The organism is Pseudoalteromonas sp. RB2-MNA-CIBAN-0110, from assembly GCF_040309305.1.
Taxonomy (GTDB): domain Bacteria; phylum Pseudomonadota; class Gammaproteobacteria; order Enterobacterales; family Alteromonadaceae; genus Pseudoalteromonas; species Pseudoalteromonas arctica.
In genome coordinates this window covers 1-26,562 of sequence record NZ_JBEOOQ010000047.1, presented here as the reverse complement: position 1 = coordinate 26,562, position 26,562 = coordinate 1, and the positions used below count along the sequence as shown (strand labels likewise).

At 36.8% G+C, this 26,562-nt stretch carries 23 protein-coding genes; 7 read left to right on the top strand and 16 right to left on the bottom strand.

All coding sequences use genetic code 11. The annotated features are described in order from the left end of the window. Window positions 1-47 precede the first annotated feature (47 nt). Window positions 48-506, top strand: a complete 459-nt coding sequence (locus AAEY68_RS18345; protein WP_350586653.1) for an SEL1-like repeat protein — start codon at window positions 48-50, stop codon at window positions 504-506. Window positions 507-582: 76 nt separating this feature from the next. Here AAEY68_RS18345 and AAEY68_RS18340 read toward each other — a convergent pair whose 3' ends face one another. The 13 genes from AAEY68_RS18340 to AAEY68_RS18280 all read right to left on the bottom strand — a co-directional run bounded on the left by AAEY68_RS18340 (window position 583) and on the right by AAEY68_RS18280 (window position 17,416). Then, entirely contained in the window at window positions 583-741 is a 159-nt protein-coding gene (locus AAEY68_RS18340; RefSeq protein WP_167378567.1) for a hypothetical protein, read from the bottom strand. A gap of 13 nt (window positions 742-754) precedes the next feature. Beyond that, window positions 755-1,471, bottom strand: coding sequence for a zeta toxin family protein (locus tag AAEY68_RS18335; protein WP_350586652.1), 717 nt, complete (start codon window positions 1,469-1,471; stop codon window positions 755-757). A 94-nt stretch (window positions 1,472-1,565) separates the two neighbouring features. Continuing rightward, a complete protein-coding gene (locus AAEY68_RS18330; protein WP_350586651.1) occupies window positions 1,566-2,786 on the bottom strand; it encodes a tetratricopeptide repeat protein in 1,221 nt (406 codons plus the stop codon). Window positions 2,787-2,807: 21 nt separating this feature from the next. Further along, window positions 2,808-3,704: a DarT ssDNA thymidine ADP-ribosyltransferase family protein gene (locus AAEY68_RS18325; RefSeq protein WP_350586650.1), complete on the bottom strand. Its 897-nt coding sequence runs from the start codon at window positions 3,702-3,704 to the stop codon at window positions 2,808-2,810. 12 nt (window positions 3,705-3,716) lie between these two features. Beyond that, entirely contained in the window at window positions 3,717-4,406 is a 690-nt protein-coding gene (locus AAEY68_RS18320) for a DarT1-associated NADAR antitoxin family protein (protein ID WP_350586649.1), read from the bottom strand. Between the two features lie 10 nt (window positions 4,407-4,416). Continuing rightward, window positions 4,417-6,471: a BREX-1 system phosphatase PglZ type B gene (pglZ, locus tag AAEY68_RS18315; RefSeq protein WP_350586648.1), complete on the bottom strand. Its 2,055-nt coding sequence runs from the start codon at window positions 6,469-6,471 to the stop codon at window positions 4,417-4,419. After that, complete coding sequence (locus AAEY68_RS18310; RefSeq protein ID WP_350586647.1) at window positions 6,471-9,932, bottom strand: Eco57I restriction-modification methylase domain-containing protein; 3,462 nt, start codon at window positions 9,930-9,932, stop codon at window positions 6,471-6,473. Before AAEY68_RS18310 ends, pglZ begins: the two co-directional genes overlap by 1 nt. A gap of 24 nt (window positions 9,933-9,956) precedes the next feature. Next, window positions 9,957-13,436 (bottom strand): BREX system P-loop protein BrxC, encoded by a 3,480-nt coding sequence (brxC, locus tag AAEY68_RS18305; protein ID WP_350586646.1) that lies wholly within the window; start codon window positions 13,434-13,436, stop codon window positions 9,957-9,959. A 10-nt stretch (window positions 13,437-13,446) separates the two neighbouring features. Further along, window positions 13,447-13,992: a BREX protein BrxB domain-containing protein gene (locus tag AAEY68_RS18300; protein ID WP_350586645.1), complete on the bottom strand. Its 546-nt coding sequence runs from the start codon at window positions 13,990-13,992 to the stop codon at window positions 13,447-13,449. After that, complete coding sequence (locus AAEY68_RS18295; protein WP_350586644.1) at window positions 13,993-14,775, bottom strand: hypothetical protein; 783 nt, start codon at window positions 14,773-14,775, stop codon at window positions 13,993-13,995. Window positions 14,776-14,777: 2 nt separating this feature from the next. Beyond that, window positions 14,778-15,653 (bottom strand): WYL domain-containing protein, encoded by an 876-nt coding sequence (locus tag AAEY68_RS18290; protein ID WP_350586643.1) that lies wholly within the window; start codon window positions 15,651-15,653, stop codon window positions 14,778-14,780. A gap of 106 nt (window positions 15,654-15,759) precedes the next feature. Then, window positions 15,760-17,157: a hypothetical protein gene (locus AAEY68_RS18285; RefSeq protein WP_350586642.1), complete on the bottom strand. Its 1,398-nt coding sequence runs from the start codon at window positions 17,155-17,157 to the stop codon at window positions 15,760-15,762. A 73-nt stretch (window positions 17,158-17,230) separates the two neighbouring features. Next, window positions 17,231-17,416 carry an AlpA family transcriptional regulator gene (locus AAEY68_RS18280; protein ID WP_350586641.1) on the bottom strand — a complete coding sequence of 62 codons (186 nt, stop codon included), beginning with the start codon at window positions 17,414-17,416 and terminating at the stop codon, window positions 17,231-17,233. Window positions 17,417-17,541: 125 nt separating this feature from the next. On the opposite strand from AAEY68_RS18280, the gene radC reads away from it, so the two are divergent. From radC to AAEY68_RS18260, 4 genes are read left to right on the top strand one after another with little or no spacing between them, the layout of a single operon-like run. Further along, window positions 17,542-18,015 (top strand): RadC family protein, encoded by a 474-nt coding sequence (radC, locus tag AAEY68_RS18275; RefSeq protein ID WP_350586640.1) that lies wholly within the window; start codon window positions 17,542-17,544, stop codon window positions 18,013-18,015. Between the two features lie 13 nt (window positions 18,016-18,028). Next, a complete protein-coding gene (locus AAEY68_RS18270; protein WP_350586639.1) occupies window positions 18,029-18,448 on the top strand; it encodes a DUF2787 family protein in 420 nt (139 codons plus the stop codon). Between the two features lie 10 nt (window positions 18,449-18,458). Continuing rightward, window positions 18,459-19,019 carry a tyrosine-type recombinase/integrase gene (locus AAEY68_RS18265; RefSeq protein WP_350586638.1) on the top strand — a complete coding sequence of 187 codons (561 nt, stop codon included), beginning with the start codon at window positions 18,459-18,461 and terminating at the stop codon, window positions 19,017-19,019. A gap of 31 nt (window positions 19,020-19,050) precedes the next feature. After that, on the top strand, window positions 19,051-19,290 hold the full coding sequence (locus AAEY68_RS18260) for a hypothetical protein (RefSeq protein WP_182752853.1): 240 nt from the start codon (window positions 19,051-19,053) through the stop codon (window positions 19,288-19,290). A 189-nt stretch (window positions 19,291-19,479) separates the two neighbouring features. Here AAEY68_RS18260 and AAEY68_RS18255 read toward each other — a convergent pair whose 3' ends face one another. Both AAEY68_RS18255 and AAEY68_RS18250 read right to left on the bottom strand, forming a co-directional pair. Continuing rightward, window positions 19,480-20,136: an inovirus Gp2 family protein gene (locus tag AAEY68_RS18255; RefSeq protein WP_350586636.1), complete on the bottom strand. Its 657-nt coding sequence runs from the start codon at window positions 20,134-20,136 to the stop codon at window positions 19,480-19,482. A gap of 246 nt (window positions 20,137-20,382) precedes the next feature. Continuing rightward, window positions 20,383-21,594, bottom strand: a complete 1,212-nt coding sequence (locus tag AAEY68_RS18250) for a hypothetical protein (RefSeq protein WP_350586635.1) — start codon at window positions 21,592-21,594, stop codon at window positions 20,383-20,385. A gap of 319 nt (window positions 21,595-21,913) precedes the next feature. Here AAEY68_RS18250 and AAEY68_RS18245 point away from each other — a divergent pair, with 319 nt between their 5' ends. After that, the gene (locus AAEY68_RS18245; protein WP_350586634.1) at window positions 21,914-22,459 is read left to right on the top strand and encodes a hypothetical protein; all 546 of its coding nucleotides are present in this window, start codon (window positions 21,914-21,916) and stop codon (window positions 22,457-22,459) included. Window positions 22,460-22,714: 255 nt separating this feature from the next. Here AAEY68_RS18245 and AAEY68_RS18240 read toward each other — a convergent pair whose 3' ends face one another. Continuing rightward, window positions 22,715-25,393, bottom strand: a complete 2,679-nt coding sequence (locus AAEY68_RS18240; protein WP_024594356.1) for a CHASE domain-containing protein — start codon at window positions 25,391-25,393, stop codon at window positions 22,715-22,717. Window positions 25,394-26,051: 658 nt separating this feature from the next. On the opposite strand from AAEY68_RS18240, the gene AAEY68_RS18235 reads away from it, so the two are divergent. Then, window positions 26,052-26,501: an OprD family outer membrane porin gene (locus AAEY68_RS18235; RefSeq protein ID WP_350586633.1), complete on the top strand. Its 450-nt coding sequence runs from the start codon at window positions 26,052-26,054 to the stop codon at window positions 26,499-26,501. Window positions 26,502-26,562 lie beyond the last annotated feature (61 nt).

The following is a 26,562-nucleotide window of genomic DNA, read 5'->3' as shown; positions in this document are numbered from 1 at the left end:
TAAGTACTCAGTATTATGGTTCGTCAGTATCAAAACAGGGAGAAAAGATGTTTGGGATATTTAAGAAAAAAGTGGATTTAACGGACTTATCAAAAATTACTGATAAGGACCTTAAGATACTTCAAAAAACTAAAAGTGGAAATGAATTTGGTAGGATCATAAGAGAAGCAGCATTTGCTGGCAGTGTCGATTGCCAGACTTTTATATCTATGGCTTCTTTATTACATTTAGATAGTTATGAGAATAAAGACTATCCCCAGGAAGTAGAGGAAACATTTACAACATTTACAACTATGGCCGCAGAAAATAATGATATTGGTTCTCAATTTAACTTAGCAAAGTTTTACTTAAATAAAGTAGACTTGTCAGATGGTAAATTGCACCAATCTGATCACAAATACCTAAAACAGGCGGAGTTTTGGTATGGGAAAGCGGCGCAAAATGGTGATTTAAACTCACAAAAGGCATTAGAGGATTGTGAAGAATTATTCCGTATGGCGGTTTAAATCTGAACTAATACAAGTTAGTACATTTTAAAAGCCGTTCTATTTGAACGGCTTTCATAATAAATCTGTTTGTTAACTATCTACAAGCTTTTGATTCTTCGATCATCGCACGTTGAACAGCTACTGTTTCTTTAATTACTTTGTCGAAAAACTTTCTCTTTTCTTTCGCTGAACCGTTACGTACAAATTCAGAAAAAGGCGTAGACTTAACTTTTTCACGAGATTGAACCAACATGCCATACTCCTATTTATGTTGAATTACTTATACCGACTATACGCTCTAATAATGCGGGATTATACTTTTTGCCAAGTAAAGCGTCAATGTCACTTACATTAAAGTAAGGCTTTTCTTTTGTTCCATCAAGGTTTTTTTCCATAAAGATTATATCTATTTGATCCTTGAAAATATTTTTTAATTCGCTGACCACACGTTGAGACTCTAAAAACTGATTTACAAAAACCTCAGGTGGAACCCTTCTTCCTTCAACTATTTCGCGAGCCTTAACTAGGCACCAGGCCTGTTCTGGATCTTGGTAGACAAATATAATCAAAACATAGCGCTCTTTTTTAAGTGAGCGCTCTATATTTGATTTTGCCTTCTCAAAACTAGATAGTGTTGAATCAAGCAAAAAGCTTACTTTTTTCTTCAAAGCTCTATCATGTATAGCTTCAACTAAAATAGTTGCAGGCATTTGAAACAAAGGTGAATTCAACCCGTTGTAATCATCAAACTCCTTTCTTAGTTCATCATTTTCAATGTGAACAACATCAACTCCATGCTCTTTTTTAAATTGAGAAATAATACTTTTAGCAGTTTCTGTTTTTCCTGCACCAGGAGAGCCCGCCATAAAAACAGATACAGCACTTTCTTCTTCTGGCAAATGATCAATCATGTTTTTGGCAAAAGCTTTCTTGATTGTCTTAGCTTTAACTAGCGATTTTTTTGTAATTTCTTCATCGGTCATAAAATATCAAATCTAAGGTTAATTTACATAAATAAAGGGGCTGAACATCCCCTTAAATTTAGTTATATACCGAATGGCGTTTTACATTAGTAGCTTATGTCATTTCCCAGAACTCAGACTTAATATCATCAGCATTATTATTTTTATATATATTCTCACTTATCAAGTAAGCTTGAGATTGACTGTTATTAACCATAAAGTGCTTTTCATTTTTCTTATACAATTTAAATGTATAGTGGTATTGGCTTGAATACTGAGCTGCAGGTGAAAATACATTGGTAATATTATTTTTCCCCATAAATTGGAAAATAGCTTGAGCAACATAGTTTAATCTTTCATCTCGTCCCATATTCATTGTAAACATTGAGTACGAATCTTGATCATCAAATGCAACAAATATTTCAACAACTTCATTTGAATCTTTAAAGGTGAAATTAACTATTCTGCCATCTAGCTTCATATCACCATCTTTATCAATTTCATATAGATGGGAGGTTTCATTATTAACATACATTACCTCACCATTTTTAACGATAAACATTATATCGACTTCAGCTTCTACTAGCCTCATTCCACCTTCGTAAACGACTTTCTGATTACTAATATTATTAACGGTTTTAGAAGAGTTACTTATTGAAATCAATTTATTAAGTATTGTTGTTCTAATTTCAAACATCTTTTGAGGATCACGACTAAAGCAACAAAGTATCCCTTTAAAAAAGACAAAAGCTTGTTGTGTAGTACCGCTCTCTGTAACGTTTACAAAATCAGAATGATCAATACCGCAATTTAAAGCATACTCCTGGTGTACTCCGCCCATCTCTTCAAGCTCTTTTATCTCCTCATTCACAAAGTGCTTGATAGCATTCAAATCGTTTTTTAAATGTGTATTGCTTAAAACTTCAGCCCAGCGAGTTGTAAAATGTTCGAAGCCATCATTCGCTAGTTGTCCTCTAATTTTATCGCCATTTTGTTTTTCAAAACTTAGAAATAGCTTTATTCGCTCTATGTTTTGTAAGGCCATCGGAGATGCTCGATCACCATCAACAGATTGCCTTTTTTTCTCCATATCTATAACTTTAAGGTAATCATCATATGCTTCAAGGTATCTCTCTTGAATCATAAAGCAGCCGGCTCTATTTAAATATACGTTTGAATGGTTTGGGCTCACTTCTAGTGATTTTGTAAAGAATAAAATAGCGTCATCTTGATTGCCGTATTGATGATATTGAAGCGCTTGGCGAAAGTATTGCTCACCTTGAGCTTCTGCCTTAGGGTCCGTTTTAATTCTTGAAAAAAAGCTAAATAGAGACATATTATTTCCTTATAATGAGATTTAGTTAAAGCAGTGCGAAAGAGCATATTGTCGATTGTGAAAGTAAGTATTATTGATTTGAAAATCGGTATTCACTGATATCTCGATAGGTTTATCCAAATATATTGATCGGATATATTCTTTGGGAATATGGCTATTAACGAGAATTTCGGCTTGTGAGTCAGTAGGGTCACAAGCTCTTAAATTTGTTGGTTGATCATTAAAAAGCTGTTTTAAAGCAGTACTCCCTGATAGGGATTGCTCTGTTGCTGATGATACTGAAGAGCTTGCTGCATTTGTGGAGCAAAATAAGCAGTCAAGTTCCCACAGAACGCTAGCAGATATTTCTAACACAGCCCAATTCTCTTCTGGCTGTGCTTGTCTGTATTTATAAAACATTTTGTCGTTAGGGTAGGATATAGATAATGAAATCATGTGAGTTCTGTAGTCAAACCTATTAGCATCGTTGTAAATATGACCTTTAGATATTTCGTTATTATAATCTTTACTATTAAGACCTATGTCCAAAATGCTTTTAATATTTTTTACTTTTGTAAAGTGTATTAATGTAGTAATTCCACGCTCTTTGCAAAACTGCTTAATAAGGTTTTTATCATCAATATTCCCATACTTGCCTAATTGGAAATGCTTCATTACGGCATCAATTAATTCAAGACGTAGTGAAATAGTATTTTGATGCGTGCCTATTTGAGCCATTGAAGTCGAAAAATGAATGTTAGGGCTGTCTAATTCCAACAGTGGCATCTCAGCCTTTAATTTTACACCACTGGATTTAGCAAAGTTACGGACCAGGAGAGAGCTTTTGTTAGCGAATGATAATTCATTTACTACAAATTCAGCTGCAATAGCTGGGGTGGGTAAAAGGGCTAATGTCTTTTTTAACATAGTTTCAAACATATTAATTTCCATTTAAATAAATAAATCCTTTTGTACAGGGGAGGCGCAACTTTCGATGCTTTGGCTTAAGTGAGCTATAAACTCATCAGCAGAGCGAGTAACTTGTTCTAAAATGCCATTGTTGACTAAAGAAACATACAAAGCTGCAGCTCTAGCTTGGCAATTAACACTTTTTTTAGGGTTAAACTCAATATCAGTAAACGCATTATACTGAATAATTTGAGAGTGTAGTTCTTTGTTTAATTTTAAAGCATTAATGTAAATCCAATCATAAAATATAGTTTTAGGTGTGAGTGGCCAGGTTTTTCCATTACTAAAAAAGCCGATTAAACAACCGCTCTCAACTAAACGGCTATCTCGTTTAACTTCATGTGTCGGAATTGTTAGAAGCTCTTTAAAAGGGCCGCCATTTTCAAACACTTTAGATGCATGAAAAATATTTTCTAGTGGAACCTCGCGACCATTTTTTAATGTAACGAGCAAATTGAAAGCACTTAGGCTTACACCCAAAGTACTCTCACTTTTAGTAGAGATCTCAAGTACATTTAAATCATTAAACAATATATGCGCAGCGTTATGCAAAGAGCGAACAGATTTTTTCTTTTGTGTAGCTGCCATCCCTTTATGCCATTCAAAGTCAATTAGTTCTTCCTGTACATAAGGAAACTGCTTAATCACTCTAAATATGGGTCTGGTAGCCACGTAATAAACCTTAGGGTGTTGTTATATTAATTACGGGGGTTAAGCACTCTTGTATACTTAAGCCACCATGGTTGTAATAATCACCAGCCACATAACCTGAAATGCCAGGAGCCATGGCTACAGAGACATTTTCGTTCCAATGCCATGGTACTTTTAATTCGTCAGTGCTCACGTTATCTTTTAAAATAGCACAGCGAGCTAAGCGTTTTTTAACCTGGTTTTTTGGAATACTAGCCTCAGCTAATTTACCTGGCACCCATAACCAACCGTGGTCGGTCACAATACGTATATTTTTCCAGCCAGCAGCTATTAAGCCTTCAATACGGGTGACTACATCATTTAAGATACTATCGATATAGCGCGGCATTTTTAGCTGTTGCTTATGCCCCATATTGTCTAAATCGCCAGTTTGTAGCCATGCATTTATAGATGGGTTACCAGTGTCTAACTCTTTCAAAAACTGCCAATTCTTTTTACCCAATGCGCTACTCAGGTGGTAGGAGCTAAACTCCGAACCAGAGTCGTTTATCTGAGGAGTAAAATTATCATTTTCTTGTGCGCCACTTAAAATATCGGCTACAGGCGTTACGGCAGCCTTAGCGGTTGCTGTTAATGAGGGCAGGGCACACCAATTACTTGTTAAGTTAACATTTATGTTTAATTTACTAAGCTTATTCTCAAGCATTTTTGCAGTATCAAAACGTAGTCCATCAACAAAAAATACAGCTTGGCCGTTGGTGTTATACGTTGCGGTCGACTCATTAATTTCACCGGCACTACTTGGCTTACCCGGGTAGCCTTCGTCCTTTACTAAGCGTTGAAAGTTCAACGTAACAGCTTCAAGCCAAGGGGTATAAATTACTGCCAGAATATCAGTAACTACTTGCTCCTGGTTTAAGTCAGTTGCAGCAGCCATAGCATTAATTGCTGCAGCATCTGCTTGCCAGAACCGCTCTTTGTAGGTTTGTGCCATTGCCTCAGCATTTGGGCCAGTAAAATTAATTTGAGTATGTTGCGCAACACTTACTAGTTGTTCTAATATATTTAGCCAAGGCGACATATCGAGCTTTTGCCACAACCAGTTTTTACGCTGTTCATGTAATTTAAATAAGGCTGTCAATTGTTGCCTTAATTCGGTTGGCGTTATATTAATAATGTCAGCTAACTTATTTGCTAATTCAGCTTCATCTTTTATATTTTCAGATAAAAAATGGCTAGCTTCAAACGCTAAACCAGTAGGTGTGATAGTTTTAAGCTTTTCAACTAAACAGGTTAGGTTATGTGCGGTGTCTTTAAATCGCTCCCACACAGGTTGCCATTCGCCTTCAGCCTCACATAAGCTGTAGATAATAGCTCCCATATCGCTTATTGCATCAGGGTCAAAATTAAACTGGCTTATACAAGCTTGTTTAAACACAGGCCATTTACTTTCGCCCCAAGCTTGTTTTTTTACTTCGGGGTTATTTAACCAAGCTAAAATATCTTTAGCTGGGTCATCCATTACAATGCTTATAAAGTCTTGGGCTTCTAACTTTTTACCTTTTAATTGCTCAGCTGGCGTTTCAAGCAAATCGGGTAAAATGTTGAGTATGGCTTCTTGCGTTTTTTTATCTTTCGCAACATCAAGCTCTAAACCCACACGCGGGTTTGTTAAAAATGAGCCAACACTCCAATCTCTACCTGCAGAGTTGTAAGCCCACCAGCAGCCTCTGTATTGCAATTCTGCTAATGGTCTTAATTCATCAGGGCATTGCTCTATTGCCCGTAAATCTTTACGGCCAACACCAGGTAAATAAATTATCGGAGTTGAATCTTTAGGTAATTCACACTCTTCTAATACTCCAGCTATCGCGCATTTAATCCATATAGCAGGGCCTATACGGTCTTCTGGGTTATAAGTACCCAGCTCAATTAGCTCAGGTACATGTTGTTTTATAAACGGCATAGCAGACTGCCACTGGCATTCAATGTCAGTCCACAAAATAGCAGCAGGGGCTACTTGCACCGCTGAATTATATTTAGCAGAGCTTCTTAGCTGTTCAATTAAGTAATCTATTAATTGCATTAAACTTTATCTCTCGCTGCTTTTTTTTCGGCCAGTGTTAAGTGATGATCATTTATTCGGTCGCCTTGTTTGCCGCCGTATTCTAACCCTAAGTCATACCAAGGGGCTGACTTGACATCGGTTCCACGGTCTTTTTTCCAGTGAATATTAGGTTTTGAACGTAAAATACCAGCGTCTTTTTTACCTATATCTTTCGCTTTCATAAATGGGCGTATGTTTAAGCGTACACCATCATTTAAGTCTGGATTCCAACCGATAGGTTGTTCTTCTAGTGACTTCCAACGTACGAAGATATCCAGGCCTTCTTCGCCTACCAGAATATCTTCAAGTTGTTCTCTTAAATTTCGAGCTGCTGCTAAACGAATTTCAGCGCCTTCGTCACTATCTTTTTCTAGCTGAATTTGGGTACTAATCCAGTCATCAAGATAGGTATAAATTAGGCGTTCTAAGCCTTTGTAATCAAGTTGATGGTAATTAACTAGGGCAGAGAAACCATCTGGTAAGCCATCCCATATTTGCCAAATAAACGGGCGATGTTGAAATAGTTTAGAATGTTGGTCGAAGAATTTATCACGTAGCCATAAGTTTAAGTCGCGTGACTTAACGGTTTTTAATAAATTATTTAATACGGTCGCTGACCATTCATCACCGTAAGCGGCATGTAATATTGTTTCTAACCTATCAACAGCGGGCTTTTCACCACGGATAGCAGGGATACAAACAATGCCATCATCATCTACTAAATCATCAAAGACTTTGTTTTGCTCGATGACTTCGCGCATTTCAGGTGCGAGTTCCATTTCATCATCAAGCTCTGCTGGCCAGCGATAACCCAGTAAGCGAGCTACGGCGACTTGTAGAACTGTATCGTCTTGTCGTAGTTCGCCTATTGTGGTGCTTTTAGTTTCTTCATCCCAATTTATTGAAGCACAAGCGTGACCATGAAAGATCCATTGTTTTAAATCATTAGAAAATGGACTTGGGAATTTACCATTAAAAATAGCATATGAGTTTTTTTCCCAAATAGATTGTTCAAAAGGCACTTTTAAAAAAGTGGCATTTGTAACATTCAGTTTTTTATCTATCTTCCTTACATTTAAAGAGAAGTCAGGAGAAGAGCAATAGGTATAAATAGAATTTACTAAATCTTTATTTTTAGGAAATAAAACACTAACACTACCATCATACTTGCAACCTAAATAAGGTGTAGCTTTCAGGTTATCTTGTTGGTTTAGAGCAACGCCTTGACGCCCCCATGCTTTATTCCCTGATTCATGCATATCATGTAATTTATGCTTATTATCTTTTGCAAAGACTGATAGCCGCCCGACACCTTTCTGCCAATATATAGCGTCAGTTAAACCTCCATACATACTTCCAGTGTTATTTGTTGTCTGAGAAAAGTCCCAGTCTTCATCTAGAAATAGTTTATTTATTTCCCAATATTTTCGATAAAATTGATCCTTATCCCCTGTCAACATACCTTGATAGCACTCAGCTATTTTGGCGAGTAAGTTTTCATTTTGTACTAATTGAAATGTAATCCTTTGATCTGGATTTCTTAATTGTGCTTTTTGTAGAACACTATCTAATTTTCCACAAGAAAGTATCTTTTCTTTATCTTCAATTTTCTTAATACCCTCTGCATCAATAGAAAAAAAACTATGGTTATCTGCTGATTTTTCGCAAATAAATGTAAATAAAGATATGTTTGTCTTATTTCCAGGTCCATCTCTGAAAGCTTCTCCGCCTCCTCCTAATCTAGCCAGCATCCCCCAGGAAAAATTTTGTAAGAGATACTTTCTTTGCTTGCTATATGAACCTAAGAATAACCAGTTATGAGGCATAACTGATTGAGTTATTCCGCTATCGACATTAAGCTCTAAACATCTTTCTAAAAAAACATTTGCTAAATCCCCTTTACCAAAGCCATAGTTTTTTTCACAAAAAAATTGAAGTTTTTTATTTTGTTTACTGCGATTTAAATAAGGTACATTTGTAACTACCCACTCATATTTTCTAGTTAAAAGTTCAGCGGCTATTGCTAGGCCTTGAGCGGTAGCTATAGTTTCAGTACTTGTATTCGATTTGTTTACTATCGCTCGCTGTAATATTTCCCAAGGCTTCGAGACTGCATCACTAAGAGCTTTCGTTGGATCTATCAAACTACCTAAAGTTGGCGCATCTTGAAAAGTTTGTTGCATCCACTTAATTGCACCTTGCAGTTCTTCATCATCATTAGCTAAATCTTTCCACTCTTTCTGTGCTTCTGTTATCGACATTCCTGAGCAAGCAAGTTGCAACTCTGGTAATTGACGGTAACCACCAGCGCTTGGATAACGCCAGGCTTCAAGTGCTAAAGCAAATGCCGCTAGCTCTACACAGCGCTGATCAAGTTCTAAGCCATGGATGTTTTCAGCAATGACTTTATCAATTGCTTCTTTAGCTGTAAGCCCCTCTAGTTCCATGCGGATCGGTACTAACATTAAGAACTTAGCCACTAAGAAGTGACCCGAACCACAGCAGGGATCGAGGGTTTTAAACTCACTTAAATCGTCTGGCCATTTATCAAAATCACCTGCGGCTAAAGACCATGCCGCATTTTCTGGACTGTGGGCACTTGTCTCTTCATCTTTACTTTCAGCCTTAGTAAAGCGCAGGTACTCTAATGGTACACCAGGGATAGCAGCTAGTTCTCTCAGTTCTTGTTCACTAGTGGCGGTTAGTAAATCATCTTTTGATAATCGGCGTTTGGCCCACCAAGCGCCTAATGCATTATCGAGTAAAAAGCTAACCATATAAGGTTCAGTAAATAACTGAGTAACCGGGCTTAGCTCTTTAGCGCCAATTTTTACGCCAGATTCATTTACCTGTTTTTTCTTTTTGTTTTGCCAAAACTGATAACACCAGCCTAATGCATCGGATGCTTGAAAGGTATCTTCATGAAGTTTAGCAATAAGATCTTCAAGAGTATTAACATGGTTAATTGAAAGCTTTACTTCAAACACTGGCGAGTCAGCACGAAATATTTGCGGCAACATTTTTTGTGCTAAACGACCTGCCAACTCCCAGCCATCTTTTATATCCGGCTCTTCTTCAGCCAAGTCAGCACAGTCTTGAAGTGATACTGGTGTACCTGGTTCATACATTAATAAGTCACTTTGCTCTAAAAAACGAGCGAAAAGCATACGATGCCAATGCTCGTATGCCATTTCATTAATCAGTAGTTCCGTTTCTTGCTTGCCTGAGTCTTTGTTGAGTACATCACCTAACTGGCGGCTATGGGCACGCAAACGGTTTCTTAGCTTACGTTCTTCGTCTGATAAATAACTTGGTGCGCTGCCATCACTAATACCTAAACGAGTGAGTGCTTCTGTTACTGCGATTTCAACAATGTCACGCGCTTTTTCTACTGCTTTTTCAAGCTTGCCACGTAATGTTTTATCTAATGCTGTTCTCATCTATTTATTCCTTTAGCAAGCTTATTAGCTAGGTACCACAGGGCCATTGGCTAGCTCTGAACGAAGTTGTGTTTCAACTGCTGTTAGCCAAGCTTTAAGATCGTCTTCTGATTCGAGCATCGGCTTATTTAAGCGTATATGCTTTACTTTAGGGGCAAGTTCGCTGATAGCGTCTTTAAGGGCTGCATCAAAGCGGCCTGGTAAAGCGGATATGCGATCATTCCACTGCTCGAAGCTTGTTGTTTCAAGGGCATCGTAAATAGCAGCAGCTGACGATAAATCCACACTTGGTATACTCGAGAGGCTTCGGTTTGCTAGCAACTCGTGCTTTTTAGCCTCATCAAGCTTTAGCCAATTACTATCATCGTTTAAGTCTCGGTGGCAGGCATTAAACTCGTCTTCGTACTCAGACAGTTTGGCAGTTATGGCGTCGCGCAGGGCTGACTCTGCTTGTTGTAAAAGGGGAGTTATAGGGCTTGGTTCAGCCAGTAAGCTGCGGTTTTCTACAATTGAGTCTACTTGCTGTGTTAGGGTTGTATGAATTGCAAAGCCTTTACAGCAACTTATGGCTGTAGTGAGCTCATGCCATTGGTTCATTCTTGTTTTAACTAAATCAGCTTGCGCTTGCCACTGCGTGAACTGAGTTTGAATGTCGTCTTTGGCATCAAAAGCTTGTTGTAGCTGATCGTTACCTGAATACATTTCTAGATTGGTAAGCACACTTGTACTTGGTGCTAATGGTAGTGGGGCTTCACCACCTGCACTACGTGCAACTTGCTTAGCGTTTGCTATCGCCTGCGGTAATTTACTTTGCTCTTCGCCGGTGCTGCAATTTTGCCCTTCAGGTAATAGGGCGTTGATTAAGCCACGGACTTTAATTATTTGTACTTTAGAAAGCGTAACACTTTCAGGGCGAAATTTAGTTTGCGTAACCGATGACCTATCAAGGTTTTTTGCATCGACCGCTTTTTCTTGGCCGTCGGAGGCTTTTAAAACACCTGCAGCTAACATTGCAAATAGTGCACCTTCAATGGTGTCTTTACCCCAACCGTAAGGTGCATCTTTAAAGTTGTCGATAATTTCACGGCCCGTTTTCATTACACCAATAAAGCGTTTTACTTCTGCGCAAACAGGGTGTTTGTCAGCATCATCGTTATGTTCAATAGCTTCAAGCGCATTTGCATCGGCTTGGGTACTAGCACGGTTAAATACTTTAGCCCAGCCTTTGTTGTCAGCCATTTTAAACTTACTATATAAACGTTGGCACGCGAGCTCACCTGCATTTTGAAGTTGCTCGGCTAAAGACTCGCCTTCAACGTCTTGACCACCAGCAAGCTGTACTTGGATTTGGCTAAATATATCTTTTAATATCGCTTTTTTAGTGCGGTCAGCTTCTTTAAAACGATATTCCATTGCTGCGTAGGCTTCTTTACCTGCATCGGTTTTAGCTGTGCCGCGCACATCAATGGTGGTTTCTGCCGCTTTTAATTCAACAATGGCTTTACGAAGTTCGTCACGTTGAGTGGTTGGAACATATATATAAATAGTAGCTGTATCAGGGTTTGCACCTCTGGCGAGATCGTTAAATTGCTTTTCAGATACTTCTGGGGCCCATGCATATAGCTTTTTATCGGCATCACTTGGTAACTCAGTACCAAACTCTAAGTTAATAGTTCGCGGTTCAGCAACGTCACCTTGAATTATTCTCGCTTGTGCTACTTGTTTACGCACATATTGTTGAATTTCTTGGGAGCGAAATACTTCTAGACGTTGTGGATTGCTTTTTAACTCGTTTTCTTGCTGACGATACATATCGTACCATTGCTGGCTTTCAACTGTTTGCAAGCGGTATTCTTCCCCCGCATTTGTTTGCATTGGCATTACCAAACCATCGTCAACCAGTTGAGCTAGTAGTTTAGGTACTTTAGCTCGAAGTTCGTGTTTGCCTTCTAGCAGGTTTTCAAGTAATAAATCAGATAGGGCATCAGCAGTTGCTGCTATGCCATATTCTATATCGTTAGGTAGTTTGCTTATAAGTAGTATAAGCGCAAGAATACGTGCTTGTAATTTTTGGTCGTTATCGCCCCCTTTTAAGCGGCTGATAGTTTCGTAAATATCTTTACCTATTACACCGCTATTAAGTAATTTGGTGGCAATTTGATCATATATGTAGTCTGCTGGCACAACATAACCAAGAGGGTACTCTGCGGTTACTTTTGTTGCTTCGTGAACTACGCGTAATTGGTTACGTAACTGTGAGCCTGTGCCTGTTTTATCAAGTGCTGGAAGTACTCGCTCCCAAAAGCGGCGTCGCACAGGTAGTAATGGGTAATCGGCAACCATCCATTTTTCATCTTCTTTATTGTGCTCAATAATACTGCCACGTAAATGGCGTGAAATTTCACCTAATTCGTTATCAATAACTGTTTGGATTTGTGGGCGGGCTGTTTCTTTCTTTTGAAGAATTACCTTACGTATAACCGAATCTACGTCCGTATCTTCTAATTGAACGTTAACTTGAAAACGTCCCATCAATCGATGCAAGTTTTCAGTACCAGATAACGCACTTTGTCCTGTGCCAATAAATAATAACTTGGAGTTTAAGCGGCCATCATCACCACAGGTTTCAACTAATTCTTGAACGTCCATTGCTGTTTCAATACTGTCGCCAATATATTGTTGTACTTCATCGAGAACGACAAGTGTTAATGGCAGATCACCATCAATGGCAAGGGCATCCATAATCGCAGTAACCATTTCTTCGTTACTAATATCCGTAACGACTTGATATTGCGAACGTATCATATCTCTTACTTCTTTGGCATCACTGGCATAACCAGGGAGAGAGCTTAGTAAGGCATTACCAATAAGAGGTGAAACATGAAGGTTTTTTAGCTCATATTCCCAAGAGTTGCGGCCTTCCTTTTGTTTAGAGTTTTGGCTGATGTAAGTTTTTACGTTGTCTAATATACCTTCTGCTTTTAGCCACATGACAAATTTAGCCAAATGGTATTGTTCTGGTAGCCCTACAGATTTAAAAATAATACTTAAAAATGATAATCTAACTCTCTTGCCTGCTCCAGAGCCCAGCGTACCTGATGCTGCATGTAAACCATTATATTGGCCTCCAAGTTTAGAAAGTATCTCAAATAGTTCTGAAATATCACTAGGTAAATCAACTAAGCTACGGGCATAGCTACCATCATTTAGTTTTTGATTAGTCCATAAAGCACGGATCATTTTAGCTAAATGTGATTTCCCCGAACCAAAAAAACCACTTATCCACACACCAGCCTGCTTTCCATTTTTTTCTACGCTTGTGTTATATGATTTTAGTATTTTTTTTAAACCTGCGGCATAAGCACCATCGCACACGAATGTTCGTAACTCATATTCTAAAATATCGAGTTCTAATTTAGAAAGGTCATCCTTAACAGTTGCAACGCCTTCATTTGCAAGGCTACGTATTGTAGGGTCGTTTAAATATACTTCGCGATTTAACATTCACTTATCCTTATGACATTGCTGTGATGGCTGTGGCGTGATAACCCCACCCATCTCGGGCATCTAAAAGTTTAAAATTATTATTTTGATATTCACCAGGGAAGAAGACGATTAGTCGACCTTTTACTTCTTTTGCTATTTGCTCTACTAAGCCAGATACAGACGCAAACCCAAATAAAGTACCACAGCCAAGTAAAGCTACGACTGTATTTTCATTTTGCTTTTCAGTAAATTCTGACTTTAATTTAATAATTAGTTCTTCAATAAAGTCTTCGTACAATCCCACTAAGTATTCTGGATCTTCGAAATAGGTTTCTTTATAGTCTTGCTCAGCCATCCAGTTTTCAAAGCTGTTAGTAATATCGAGTTGTAACCATGGGTGATTACTCTGTGTTGCACTGGCTTCAAATTCAACAATCCTAGCGCGGAGCTTTAATTCATCTTCTTTGTTATAAACGACAAAAATTGTACGTTCATCAGGCGAGACTGCGTTAGGCCAAGGTATGCTGATATGACTTTCAAAGCTTTGCAGTAATTTTGATAATCGGTCTGACATTTAACTTTGCTCCTTTGGTTGAACCGCTTTTGGTAGCTCTATATTGGGAAAGGTAACTTCTATCACTTCACTAATCTGTTTAAAATTAATTAAACCTCTTAATGAAGCTCTATGCGCCAGCTCATATAAATGCTCTTTATCTTGCGATAACATCTTGCACCAAAAGCTGTCAAAAAGTCGTTGGCCAGATAAGCCATGGCAATGGGCTAAAAATAATGCATATGCGATATTTACATAAGTAGCTTTAGGCTGCGAACGGTATTTCTTTGTTTTACCTTCGAGGTAATTTGCCTGAGTCCATGTACCGTTAATGTTTTGTGCAAATGACTTAAGTGAGGCGGCACTAAAGCGTTCTGGATCATCTTTTGCCAAATGTTGTTCTACTGTTTCACGAGGTAAATGTTCACCCAATTGAAGTGGTAAAATTACACTAGCAGAATTTCTCAAAATAGGATCACGAGCAACGGCAAGCTGCAAAGCTAATATAGGTTGGGCATCTTCTGATAGCTCCCACCATTGGCGGAAAACATTGAATAAAGGAATATCCATTGATATACCGTATAAATCGACAAGGTGCCTAAAGGTTAATGCACGTGATTTTTCGGTTGGCTTATGCAATATATTAAAATTGATGATGTCGTCTTCGTAATCTTTTTTTGTTGCACTTTTATCGCGAGAAAAAAGTAGTGATTTAAGGTCTTCAATCATCATGCTTCTAGCTGAGTGTGCGCCATTTTTGCCAAATTTAAAGCCTATTTGGCTAAGTGTGTTTTCTTCAACCATGTTCATTCCTGATAGCCTGGAGCTATCTCAATATCTTTAAGATTAAGTTGTGATTTATTGCTTAAATGCAGCTGGTAAATATTACAGTTTAATGTGCCTTGTTCGGTACAGTCTACGTTCCATTGTCTAAGTAAATAGCCTAGTAGAGCTGCTCTTACTTCTAATTTTATTTGCCCGTTGTCCATAGCGTAATCGAGCTCAATTGCTTTTGGATACTTTAGCTTTGGATGCGGGGTTAAAATTATATCGTAAATGGTGTGCCATTGGGTGTCTTTATCTGCTGATTCTTCAGGTTTAGTTAGTGGCTGCAGTATTTTTGGACATTCAATACGTGTAGTAACAAAATCTCTGAATTCTTGGTTTGATCTATCAAAAGCGCGTACATGCCAGCGAGTACCATTATTTACAATAGAGTGGGGCACTAATACCTTTGAAGTAGTGCCTGAAGTTAATGATGTATATTGGCATTCTAAAGCGAGTTTAGACGTAATAGCACGCATTATAGTGGCGATTATTTCACTATTTGGGTGTATTAAACGCGTTGCATCTTGGCAGTAGCTACTTGGCTGAATATTACTTGATAAGCCATCGCCAAAACCACGGCATAAAGCGCTGAGAATACTCTCAGCGTTATGTTCGAACAGAGGTTTAAAGCTTTCTAGCCGGTGGTAGCTTTTAGTTGTGTGACTTAATACTAGATTTTGAGGTGCAAGTTCTTTATAGGATGCTAAATCGCGGGTACACGCAGCTAAGCCAGTTTTAAAGCGCTGAATTAAATCAGCTCTTGCTACCTGGCCAAAATACTGCAGATTAAAGTCTATGAACGCTAGGCGTTCCCTCTGCGCATGTGTGAGTGCATCCAATGCGGTATTAGTCATAAATATATTAAGTTATTATTTTGTAATAACTATATCAGGCAAAGTTAAAGATGCAATCAAAATGAGTTAATGCCCGGTTAATAATAGATATGCTTTTAACACGACTTTAAATTTCTAGGTCACTAATAACCTTCATTTCTTTAATTATACTGCTCCTTAAGCTCAAGCAAACTGTTTCAGAGTAACCGTCTGGCATAATATCTCTACTCAAAACTGGTAGTTTATTCAATGATTTAAATTTTTTTATAAGCTTACTCTCGAATTGGTAGATTAAATTTCCGTCATCATGATAAATAAAATTAATAAGTATATGCTTTAGTAAAGTTTGTTTAGATTGTTGCTGCATTCTTGCAACCGGCTCTCTATTTGTAATACCTAGCTTTAAAGCAATAAGTTTATTTTTGCTGTAAAGTTCTTGTAGGTAAAAGTAAGCAGGTTTAGAACGGTTAAAGCCACTTTCAGCACAATGTGGGCAAGCTGTTCCAGAAAAAATACAGTCAGGGTTAGTTTCCCATGTAAACGCTTCATCTTTTAAACACTGTAATAATATTCGACTTTTTACACCTCTTTCGAAGTTTGTAACAGGGCCAAGAAGCTTGAACTTGTCTTTACCTATCTCATTAATGCGATCAATTATTTCATCTATAGTGTAAACATATGAATTTGTGCATTTAGGGCATCGACCACCTCTTAGTATGTTGTTGATTGATGGTGTCCAAGGGTTTCTAAAGAAATGTCCATAACCATGATCAGGGCACAATAGAACTACTTTTGTATGTTTAGATTTTTGCTTATCGTCAAATAATAGCACTTTATAATTTGTCTTTTTTTCTATTTGATTTTTATACTCATCTAGCGAAAAATTATACAAATTAGCGCATTTAGGACAGCCGTTCCCTCTGGCAATATCTTCGAATCGGGGAACCCAAGGTGTTTCAAATTCATCACTTGGTCCGTGCTCTGAGCAACTGACAGCTATCCTGGTGTTTTTACCTTTAAAATCTGACTTTAAGCAAATAAATTCGTATTTTGTATCGTTAACTAATTCTATCCACTCATCAATGGTTCGTTTATAAGTGCCCTTACATTTTGGACAGCCTCTATTGCGAATAATATTAACTGCAGTAGGTTCCCATTTATTTGCATAAAGTTGACCTTCCCCATGAATTTTACAAATTAGATTGAGTTTAGTTGACGAGCCTTTAAATTCTCCAATGAAGCTTTTAAACTTGAATCCTTTCTCTTCGATAAGCTTTATCCATTCATTAGGAGTATATATGTACTTGCCAGCGCACTTTGGGCAGCCATAGCCATTTATTATAGAAGAGGCGAGCGGAACCCACCTATTGCCAAACTTTGAGCCATCACCATGAGTTGGGCATTTTAAAATAACCCGGTCATTTGATATTAATCTATCGCTCACATAGTCGATAAGCTCAAATCTACCTTCAATTGCTTTAGTAAGTTGTCTATATTTCTCAGCACGTTTATCAGTTTTATTCACTATGTTCAGCCATATAAGTCCTTTTTATAAGGCTAAGTTACTGGTAAATCATTATGAAATCTACAGCAGTGATTTAAGAGGCATCCCTTTTCCCAATTTTTTCACTTATCCATTCTTCAACTTCACTTTCTACCCAGGCTACAGAGTTACCACCTAGCTCAACTTTCATTGGAAATCCACCATCGCCCATAAAGCGATAAACAGTAGAGCGGCTTAAGCCTGTGATATGTAAAACTTCTTTTAATTTGATTAAACGCATGGGGTTTCTCCGGTTAGGTTAGTAGTACATATCCTTTCCGGGGGTAGTTATTTTTTACTGAAACGAAACAAAAGCGTTAAACATATACATCACTACTTTGCATAAACTATTAAGAGGACTTAACAATGCAAAGTAAAAAGTCATTATATGAATTTGATCACCCAGTAAGTGATGAACAAATACTTGAAGCTGCGGCTTACATAATCGCTCAGAAGCAATTTAGGCATGGGGCTTTAACATGCCCTAAAGACAGTGAAGAGTTTTTGAGGCATAAGTTGGCGCTGATTGAGCATGAGGTATTTGCTGTGCTGTTTTTAGATAGCCAAAATCGCATACTTGAATACAAAGAGTTATTTAGGGGCACTATTAACGCAGCAAGTGTTTATCCTCGAGAAGTCGTTAAAGAAGTATTAGCGCTCAATGCCGCTTCTGTTATTTTGGCTCATAACCATCCTTCAGGAGTAAGCACGCCATCACAGGCCGACAAGCTTATTACTACCAAATTACAACAAGCACTTAACCTAATTGACGTTTCTATAGTCGATCACATCATCATTGGTGAAACCAGTTATTCATTTGCTGAGCATGGCTTAATTTAAAGGAGTGTAGGGTGTGGCTGTTAAAATAGAGCAAGTAATAGGTTTAAACGTACCAGAATCATTTTTTGGTGTGATCGTTAATGCAGTTGCTAAAGCAGGGGGGTCGGTAGGATGTGCTAAGGCGCTAACTATTAATTTCCGTGATAAAGATTACAGCGCTAAAACCGGTGGCTTTCATCCAGTCGAGGTAAGGCTAGAAAAACGGGGTATTGGTTGGGAGCTTATATACGTTACTGATTTTGCATACCAGGGCCGGTTAGACTCTGAATTAGTAAAGGAGATTGATGTGTGTTTTGTGATTAAACGGGTATATCACATGCTGGTGGGCTGGTTGAGTGAACGAGAGGGAAAGGAGCTTTTAACCTTGTTTGTGACTAACTTTGTTGAGTATTACAACACGGGGTGCTACCAGGTCACTATTACAACTGAGTAAGGAGTTGGCGATGGCTGAAGTACAAGCGATTAAGGATCTTGATATAGTTAAGTTAATTAGTTACTTGCTCGAAAAGCGGTGTTCTAAACAGATGAGCCATATTTGGAATATAGGTTTGAACTTAGCGTTGCGTATATCTGATTTGTTGTCGGTTAAGTTTACTGATATTCACAATGACAGGTTAATCATATTTGAGAGCAAAACAGGAAAGCTAGCAGAGATTAAGCTTAATCAGAAAGCATTAGCGTTTATCCACGAAGTACGTATCACTCACCCCAATCATGTTTACTTATTTCAATCGTATCGTAATCAACAATCTAAGAGTTCAGTACCACGTCCCTTGTCACGCAGGGCTGTTACAAGAGCATTTGCGTTAGTGGGTGAAGAGCTTAATTTAAAGCTAGGTACTCACTCAATGCGTAAAACACGAGGTTACCACCTCTATCATAAAACCCAAGATATCGCCCGTGTAATGAAAATGCTTCGCCATAGCTCTGAGGCAACAACACTGCGTTACATTGGAATAACCCAGGAGGAAATTGATAAAGACTTTGAAGAGTTAGAGCTATAAATTTATTACATATAATAGGAGTAAGTTTGTTATGTCGTTAGAAAAAGCCGTTGCATGCGGTGTAGTAGGAAATGAAGTATCTAAGCAAATAACCGGTAGCTGTGAGCCGTCACTCAGTCGAACAGCCATTGCTGTAAGCTCTGGTGCTGTAGCAGGCGCTACTGTATCTGGTGCGATAGTAGTTGGGTTAGGTGTGGCATCTGCACCTGTTACGGTGCCACTGGCTGTTGCTAGTGGCTTGCTAGCTGGATTAGCGAGTTTATTTGATTAGAAGTAAACAAAGAACGCATTTAGCAGTGCGTTCTTTTTTTGCTTTTGTAGTGTAAATAGCGCTTCTCGTAATGCTATTTTGGGAACTTGCCAGCCCTTGTTATTTAAGGGCTTAAGCTTATTTAGCTAGTTGAAAGTCTCAAAACCTCGTTAAAACGAATTATGAGAAGCACAGGTTTTAATTAAAATATTACCTCTGACTATAACCAAAACACCGCTGACCTAAACCATATTGTTTCGTATTAAGCTTAGCAAAGTAACTTACTCGATAATAAAGAGTATGAAATTGTTGAGTGAAATTAGAGCTATTAGCATCAAGATAGTAATGTGCATTTTGAGGTAAATGGACTAATTGCATTGTCTCACTCAAGGGTAAACTTAACGCGCTCGCCCAGGCCTTAACTATTCTAGTAAACAGGTTATCACTCTCTCCATTTATTTTACCCGTACAGTGATACCGGTCCTTATTGAATAAAAGCACACAATGATAATGCTGGTGGTGAGCAGTATTCTGCTCCCTAGCCCAAATATACCTAATATTGCATGGATGTGGCGCTTTACCCTCACGAGCTTTACGTTTTGTATCTGCTTTAATCTGCGATTCAAGAGAGGCAAAAAACCGAGTACACACTTTGTTGCTATCTAAATTAATCGTATTTGAATGTGTAGGTAGCCTTAAATCAATTCTCACAGCAAACGTTCTTTTATGTTCAGCACATGCAGCAAGCATGACTTTCTCAATAGCATCTAAGTAGGGAATAACTAAAGGCTGATTATCCCTAGCTAGAGTTTTAAATTGTTTATAAGTAGGGTTTGTTGTTACTAAGTATTGTGTTGGGTTGTTCATTCTCTTTTCCCTGATATGTATTAGTTCATATCAGTTGTAAGAGTTGTAGTTTTTTAATATTTAGTAATTGAATAATATCTAAGGAATTAAGATCACTATAAATACTACCAAACCGAAATTAGTTTTGGAAAAAGTAGGCAAGTATCAATGGGCTATTTATTCGAGCACTTCACATACGAGCTTTGCGTTTAATTATTTCTGCTCTGAAGTTACTACTCGTTTAATCTAAATTGAGAGCTATGATATCTATATTTTTGAACTAAATACTATTCTTACTTTAGGAGTAAGATTGTTTATATCCAGATACAAAAAAAGGCGCCTTTTCGAGACAAAAACCTCAGATTTCATATCACCGATTTCAGATATGTAGTTTCTGTAGGCTTTAACTCGAAAGGGAGTTGATTCTTTAAAGTAAGCATATGTAATAAACAATAAGCAATTTACATAAACATTTATAAAAGAAGTGATAACACTACTTAGATGATATAAATTCGAATTCATGTGAAAGATATCTGTTGTTCCAAATAATGAATTGCTAACATCAAATATAGATAGGTGCTGTTTTTGGTTTTTATAACTAAGAATTTTTTTTATGCACTTTACAGTAAGTAGAGCCAAGGAGCTCAGAAAGTTATCAATAGAATTCTTGGGTTGATCAGCTAAATATGATTTAACTAACTTAAATGAATGATCTGAAAAAAGGCTATTTAGGTAAACACCAAGAAGCACTTTGTACCGATTGTCTAGGTTGCTTGGTAACGTATTGCAAATACTACTTACATAATCCCCAAATTTAACCTCTTCTGAGCTTAATAATAAGTTAAAGTTTAATGCAGTTGCTTTTAATGCAGTTGCTTTTAATCCATCTACCCTATCGGAATTAGGTATTGATAAACCGTATGCGGATGGCCTCTTTGTGATAAGTCGATTTTCCTCATAAGTAAATACCTCATTTTTCCTGAAAGTACATCCTCTTGTTAATTGCGTAATTAGATTGTGTACTATCAGCTTAGTAACAGCTGTTTTCACCTCTATTTGTTTTATCCCGCAAGCATTAGCTATGGTAGGCAATGAAAAGTTTTCAACGTGCCCAAACTCATCCTGGTTAAGTACGAAGAAGCACCATACTATTTTCACAGGCACTCTAAAACTTTTACCCTCTACTTTTAGAAGCTTTTCGATCGGTAATGATTTATTCATTTCTGTATATTTATCGTAGACAAAAATGTACGAGTCAGCAGGTCGTCCACGCATAAAATGTTTAGATTCGAGTTTTGAGATTGCATTAATTTCTTGTAGTTCTTCTATTACTTTTTTTAATTTATTGTGTGGGCACCCTAATTTTATCAAGTCATTTTTAGATACTTCGTCTCCAACTATTCTCCCTATAATTAAGCGAATTAACATCCACTTTGTATGTGGAGATAAATTGGTCTTTAAAGTGAAAATCTTATTCATCTAGTTATATCCTTATATTGAGCTCATAATCAATAGTAGATTGCATTAAATTAAATAACAATATAACAGGGTGTTTTAATGTTATTTAATTAATCATTCATTATCTACATCTCAATTAGCTTTTGTTTAGTTGCTTGCTTACGTCTAGTTAAGTGTTTTTTTTACTCCTAAACTAGTTTCTTAATTTTCTCCTTATTTAGTGGGGGATTAGTTTCTCAATTAGGATTGTATTTTTATAAAATAATTGATAATTAAAATACTTTAAATTATGGTCTAGCTTAATTAGTATTAAAGCGACATAAATAGAGCAGGGAAACTCATGGTTAATTGGATTGATAGTAAGAATATTTTGAAGTGGGTTGAGGAAGGTAATCAGGATTTGCGTCACTGGCTAGCTTATCGATTTTCAAGCTATGCAGAATATTTTAAATCTGAAGATGCGACATTAAATGGTTTTATTAGGTATGAAGTTAAAAAGTGCAGTGCTAATCAGGATACTCAGAAAATTGAGTTGCAGAGACTGCATAAGGCTTGGAAAAGTCATGAGAGAGGCTTAAAAAATGCATCTAATAAAGTGTGTAAACTTCAGTTAGAAGTGTCTAAATCAGCGCGTGATAACCTAAAGAAGTTAAGTGACGCGGATGAAATATCCCAATCTAAATATATTGAAAAGCTAATAGTTTTCGCAAAGAAGAATCCTAAAGTGATTTCTAAGAATACAGCACTGCAGGCTTCAACTCCTTCAAAGGCTGGAATATTTGAAAGGATTAGTTCAGACGAACAGATGGATAATAAATCCATAAAAGATAAGTTATCTGCGATAGATGATAAAGTTACGAAGCTATTGGATGCTTGGGGCGAGTAGGGCGAAGACTGGCCCAGCGTCTGCATTAAGTTTAAAAAGATAATGAAGCTTTTCAAAGAAGCTTTTCAAATTTTAGCTATGATATAGCTTATAGTATACCTATTAGTATACCTTTTGTTTTTCACTTATTATATTTTTATTAAAATCAATGTCTTATTCTGTTATCGTGAATCCCTCTCCCACCATTATTCTTAGAACCCAGTTACTAATATCGAAAGGTATTAGTAACTGGGTTTTTTAATGCCTTCGCAATGACTAACTATTAACTAAATAGAGTGTTGATAACATGCCGACAAGTTCATGTTTTTCAATTGGCTTAGAAACGTAACCATCAAATAACTGCCTGTATATTTCTTTTTGCTCTGTAAAAACATTAGCGGTTAATGCGATAACAATTTGTTCGCTATTAAGCGCCTTAATTTTTTTACATGCCTGAAGACCATCCATTTTAGGCATTTGAATGTCCATAAAAATAATGTCTGGCTTGTGTGACTCGTATAATGAGATTGCTTCTAAACCATTGTTAGCAATAATAATGGTGGCTTTTGTAGGCTCAAGCATCGCAGAGGCAACAAGCTGATTTATTTTATTATCTTCAGCTAATAAAATAGTTTTTCCAGATAGGTCAGGAAGCTCAACATTTTTTGTTATTAATGTGCTTTCATCAATCTGTGCTTGTTTTAATGGTAAGTACACATAAAACTGACTACCTGAATCTAATTGGCTTGTTACTTTAATTTCGCCACTCATTAAACCTATTAATGATTTAGTAATAGGTAAGCCAAGACCTGTACCGCCATATTCACGCGTAGTTGATTGCTCTGCTTGTTCAAAGCGCTCAAACAATCGCTCTATAGCCTGCTCAGAAATTCCAATTCCGGTGTCTGATATACAACAACATATTTTGTTTTCGTCGGTTAGCCTAAACGTTACTGTAACGCCACCTTGCGACGTAAACTTAATCGCATTAGATATTAGGTTTAAAAATATCTGTCTGAGTCTAACGGGGTCGCCCACCCAGTACTTATGCTCAATATTAATTATAAATTTAAGATATATATTTTTATCACTGGCTTGCAGGCCAAGATCAGACTCTAAGTGGTGAATAAGTTCAAAAAGGTCGAATGATTTATATTCTAATGAAAGCTTCCCAGCTTCAATTTTAGAAAAATCGAGGATATCATTAATAATAGTGGTGAGTGAGCGGGTCGAATAAAGTGATTTTTTTAAATACTCTTTTGATTTTTCATTCAATGGCTGCTCTTGCAGTAACTGTAATGTGCCTAGTATGCCATTCATAGGTGTGCGTATTTCGTGACTCATATTTGCTAAAAATTCAGATTTAGCCTGTGATGCCTGTTCAGCTAACTCTTTAGCATGTCCGAGAGCTTGTTCGTGATTAATTTGTTCGGTCAAATCGTATGCTACACCCAAATAGCCAACTATTTCATTTTCGTTATTTAATAAAGAGGTGACACTTATATTAACTTGTATGTGCTCGCCTGTAGAAGAAATGTATGTCCACTGATTGATATCAGGCTCTGTAGCCGTTGCTTTTAAGATAAACACTTCAAAACCAGGGAAAACAGGTTCATTTAACTCTGCACTAAGCTGTTTAGCTTTTTTTATAATTTCTTCTTTTAAATGAAAAATACCCGGATTTTCAATTCCAATAACGTCTTGCGCTTTATAGCCTAATAACTTTTCAGAGGCGGGATTAAACAAAGTAATTAAGCCATTTATGTCGGTCGCAATAATAGAGTAACTGGCACTGTTTAAAATACTTTGTTGAAGCATACTTATATCGGCAATTTCTTTAGTACGTAATTTTACTTCTTTTTCTAATTTTAAATTTGTTTGCTGCAGCATATGCTTATTTTGTTTAGCTTTGATAATTCTTCGCTGTGTTCTTTGTGCTCTACGGTAAAAAAACAGCTGAATTATTAAAGTTATAAACATACAAATAAGGGTATAAAAAACACCATTGACAATAGCTTGATATTTACTCGGTAAGTGTAGTGATTCAATAAATGTGTCTGAAGCACTAAGTGTGATTTCCCATGTTCTTCCCATCACTTTAATTACTTTATTTAACTGATAATCAGCCGAGTTGCTTTTAATGCCGTAGCTAAAAAAGTCAGTTTTAACGTTGTTACCTATGTCGCTAATGACTAGCTTATTTTCATCAGCTTGGGAAAGAGAATCTAAAATATTGTTTATTAATAAAGGGGAGTAAGTCCATCCAATTAATTGCTCTAAACGCTGGATTTTATCAGTTGGAATAATAATATTTTTATAAACTGGTAGTAAAATTAAAAAGCCTTGTTGCGATTTGTTATCCGCTTGGATTAACGTAATAGGCGCCGATAATTGAACTTGGTTATTAATTGCAGAATTTAATGCTGCTTTTTTACGTGTACTTTCCGATGCAATATCGAGTCCTAGAGCCCGTGAATTACTTTGCTCAGGAAATATATACTGAATAATAAAGTGCTCATCACTTTCGTTTGCTAGTTTATTTAGTTTAAATATTTGGTTAGGTCGATCGGATTTTGCAGTTTTTAAGAATTGAGCTAAGTTTTCGGCATTCACTTTTCTTATAAAGCCAATACCATTTGCTCCAGAGAATTCTTGGGCGTAATTGCGACTGTTAGAGTAATTTGAAATTGTTTGGTAGCTTAAATTATTAACGCCAATGCCGTGTATAAATCCTTTTAAACCGTATAGCCCATATTTATATAAGTCGAATCTGCTAGTAACGCCTGTTGAGAGTGAAGAAAGGCGGTTGTTGAGGGCTTCATTTATTTTGTTATTAACAGCATCTTGATGTGCAGCGTGGGCAAAGTAAGTTAATACAATACCACTGATGAAAAAAATAGCATGAGTAAGCACCGAGATTAATAACCTTTTACTAACCGGTCGTCCTGAAAACATTAACTCATCCTTTATTGTTAATATACTGACAGTATATCTGTTTTATCATCGAAATAAATATAGCACTTATTATTCAGGATACAACTTTGTTATTAATTAGAATATATATATTTTATAAAGGTTTAGAGTAGATGTAATATAAAAAGTTGATTTTACTCACCAAGATAAGACGAACATGCATATAAATATAATAATTTTTATGTTCTTTGCTACTTTATAGCGAGCAACAAAAGTATTAGCTAAAGGTGCTGATTTTTATATTTATCGATTTTTTAGTGAATATTAGGTGCCCAAAAAACAACGGATAGCTTTTAGTTTTTGCTTATAACTTTACTTTGGTAAGTTTAAATAAAGTAAAATTTAACCAATATTATGACGCTTTTAAAGGGAACTATCGGTATAGGTACGAGCGAGCAAGAGACGATGCTCACCTTACTTTTATAATTCATCCGAAACAAAACAAACACTTAATATTTTATAATATGAAAATTAAAACATTAAAAACTTATATTGTTCTATATTTTAGTAGCGTGAAAGAAAACGTGATTACTTAAAATGTAATTACCTTATGACATGTTTACCGTGTAGGTCGAAAAAATACACGCTGCTATGCACTGCACAGTTAAAACTTAAACAAAACAAGGTAACGGAGATAACTATGGCTCACCGAGTATCTAAATTACTTGCGGCAACAGGCGCAGTATTAATATGTATTTCTATTCCTTCGTATGCCGCTGTTAATGGGCTGACAGAACAAGATGAATTTAATATAAAACTTAGATCAATTTATTTTGACCGTGACTACGATAACGACGCAAGTGACGATTCAACTTTTGCTCAAGGTATAGAGCTCAATTACACATCGGGTTATATAAACGATTTAGTGAGTGTGGGTGTATCGACTTACACCGTGATGGATATTAATTCTACGGGTTCAGCCGCAGGTAATATTTTGCCAGCAGGTAATGAGAGCGGTGGAGTTGACGATAGCTTTTCTAAATTTGGGCAATATTTTTTAGATTTTAAATTGGGCAACAACGGTCACGTTAAAGTGGGCGGGCAAAAAACCAAAAGTATGTTGCTTAAAAGCTCTGAAGTGGTCAAGTAAAATTGGCCACAGTTTTGTAGCTTAATTTGTATCTTCGCTCTGATTCATTTGGGCTTATTCC

Bases quoted from the DNA above. Each gene is read 5' to 3' on its own strand.
- AAEY68_RS18345 (WP_350586653.1), top strand. From the start codon at position 48: ATGTTTGGGATATTTAAGAAAAAAGTGGATTTAACGGACTTATCAAAA.
- AAEY68_RS18340 (WP_167378567.1), bottom strand. From the start codon at position 741: ATGTTGGTTCAATCTCGTGAAAAAGTTAAGTCTACGCCTTTTTCTGAA.
- AAEY68_RS18335 (WP_350586652.1), bottom strand. From the start codon at position 1,471: ATGACCGATGAAGAAATTACAAAAAAATCGCTAGTTAAAGCTAAGACA.
- AAEY68_RS18330 (WP_350586651.1), bottom strand. From the start codon at position 2,786: ATGTCTCTATTTAGCTTTTTTTCAAGAATTAAAACGGACCCTAAGGCA.
- AAEY68_RS18325 (WP_350586650.1), bottom strand. From the start codon at position 3,704: ATGTTTGAAACTATGTTAAAAAAGACATTAGCCCTTTTACCCACCCCA.
- pglZ (WP_350586648.1), bottom strand. From the start codon at position 6,471: ATGCAATTAATAGATTACTTAATTGAACAGCTAAGAAGCTCTGCTAAA.
- AAEY68_RS18310 (WP_350586647.1), bottom strand. From the start codon at position 9,932: ATGAGAACAGCATTAGATAAAACATTACGTGGCAAGCTTGAAAAAGCA.
- brxC (WP_350586646.1), bottom strand. From the start codon at position 13,436: ATGTTAAATCGCGAAGTATATTTAAACGACCCTACAATACGTAGCCTT.
- AAEY68_RS18300 (WP_350586645.1), bottom strand. From the start codon at position 13,992: ATGTCAGACCGATTATCAAAATTACTGCAAAGCTTTGAAAGTCATATC.
- AAEY68_RS18295 (WP_350586644.1), bottom strand. From the start codon at position 14,775: ATGGTTGAAGAAAACACACTTAGCCAAATAGGCTTTAAATTTGGCAAA.
- AAEY68_RS18290 (WP_350586643.1), bottom strand. From the start codon at position 15,653: ATGACTAATACCGCATTGGATGCACTCACACATGCGCAGAGGGAACGC.
- AAEY68_RS18280 (WP_350586641.1), bottom strand. From the start codon at position 17,416: ATGCGTTTAATCAAATTAAAAGAAGTTTTACATATCACAGGCTTAAGC.
- radC (WP_350586640.1), top strand. From the start codon at position 17,542: ATGCAAAGTAAAAAGTCATTATATGAATTTGATCACCCAGTAAGTGAT.
- AAEY68_RS18265 (WP_350586638.1), top strand. From the start codon at position 18,459: ATGGCTGAAGTACAAGCGATTAAGGATCTTGATATAGTTAAGTTAATT.
- AAEY68_RS18260 (WP_182752853.1), top strand. From the start codon at position 19,051: ATGTCGTTAGAAAAAGCCGTTGCATGCGGTGTAGTAGGAAATGAAGTA.
- AAEY68_RS18255 (WP_350586636.1), bottom strand. From the start codon at position 20,136: ATGAACAACCCAACACAATACTTAGTAACAACAAACCCTACTTATAAA.
- AAEY68_RS18250 (WP_350586635.1), bottom strand. From the start codon at position 21,594: ATGAATAAGATTTTCACTTTAAAGACCAATTTATCTCCACATACAAAG.
- AAEY68_RS18245 (WP_350586634.1), top strand. From the start codon at position 21,914: ATGGTTAATTGGATTGATAGTAAGAATATTTTGAAGTGGGTTGAGGAA.
- AAEY68_RS18240 (WP_024594356.1), bottom strand. From the start codon at position 25,393: ATGTTTTCAGGACGACCGGTTAGTAAAAGGTTATTAATCTCGGTGCTT.
- AAEY68_RS18235 (WP_350586633.1), top strand. From the start codon at position 26,052: ATGGCTCACCGAGTATCTAAATTACTTGCGGCAACAGGCGCAGTATTA.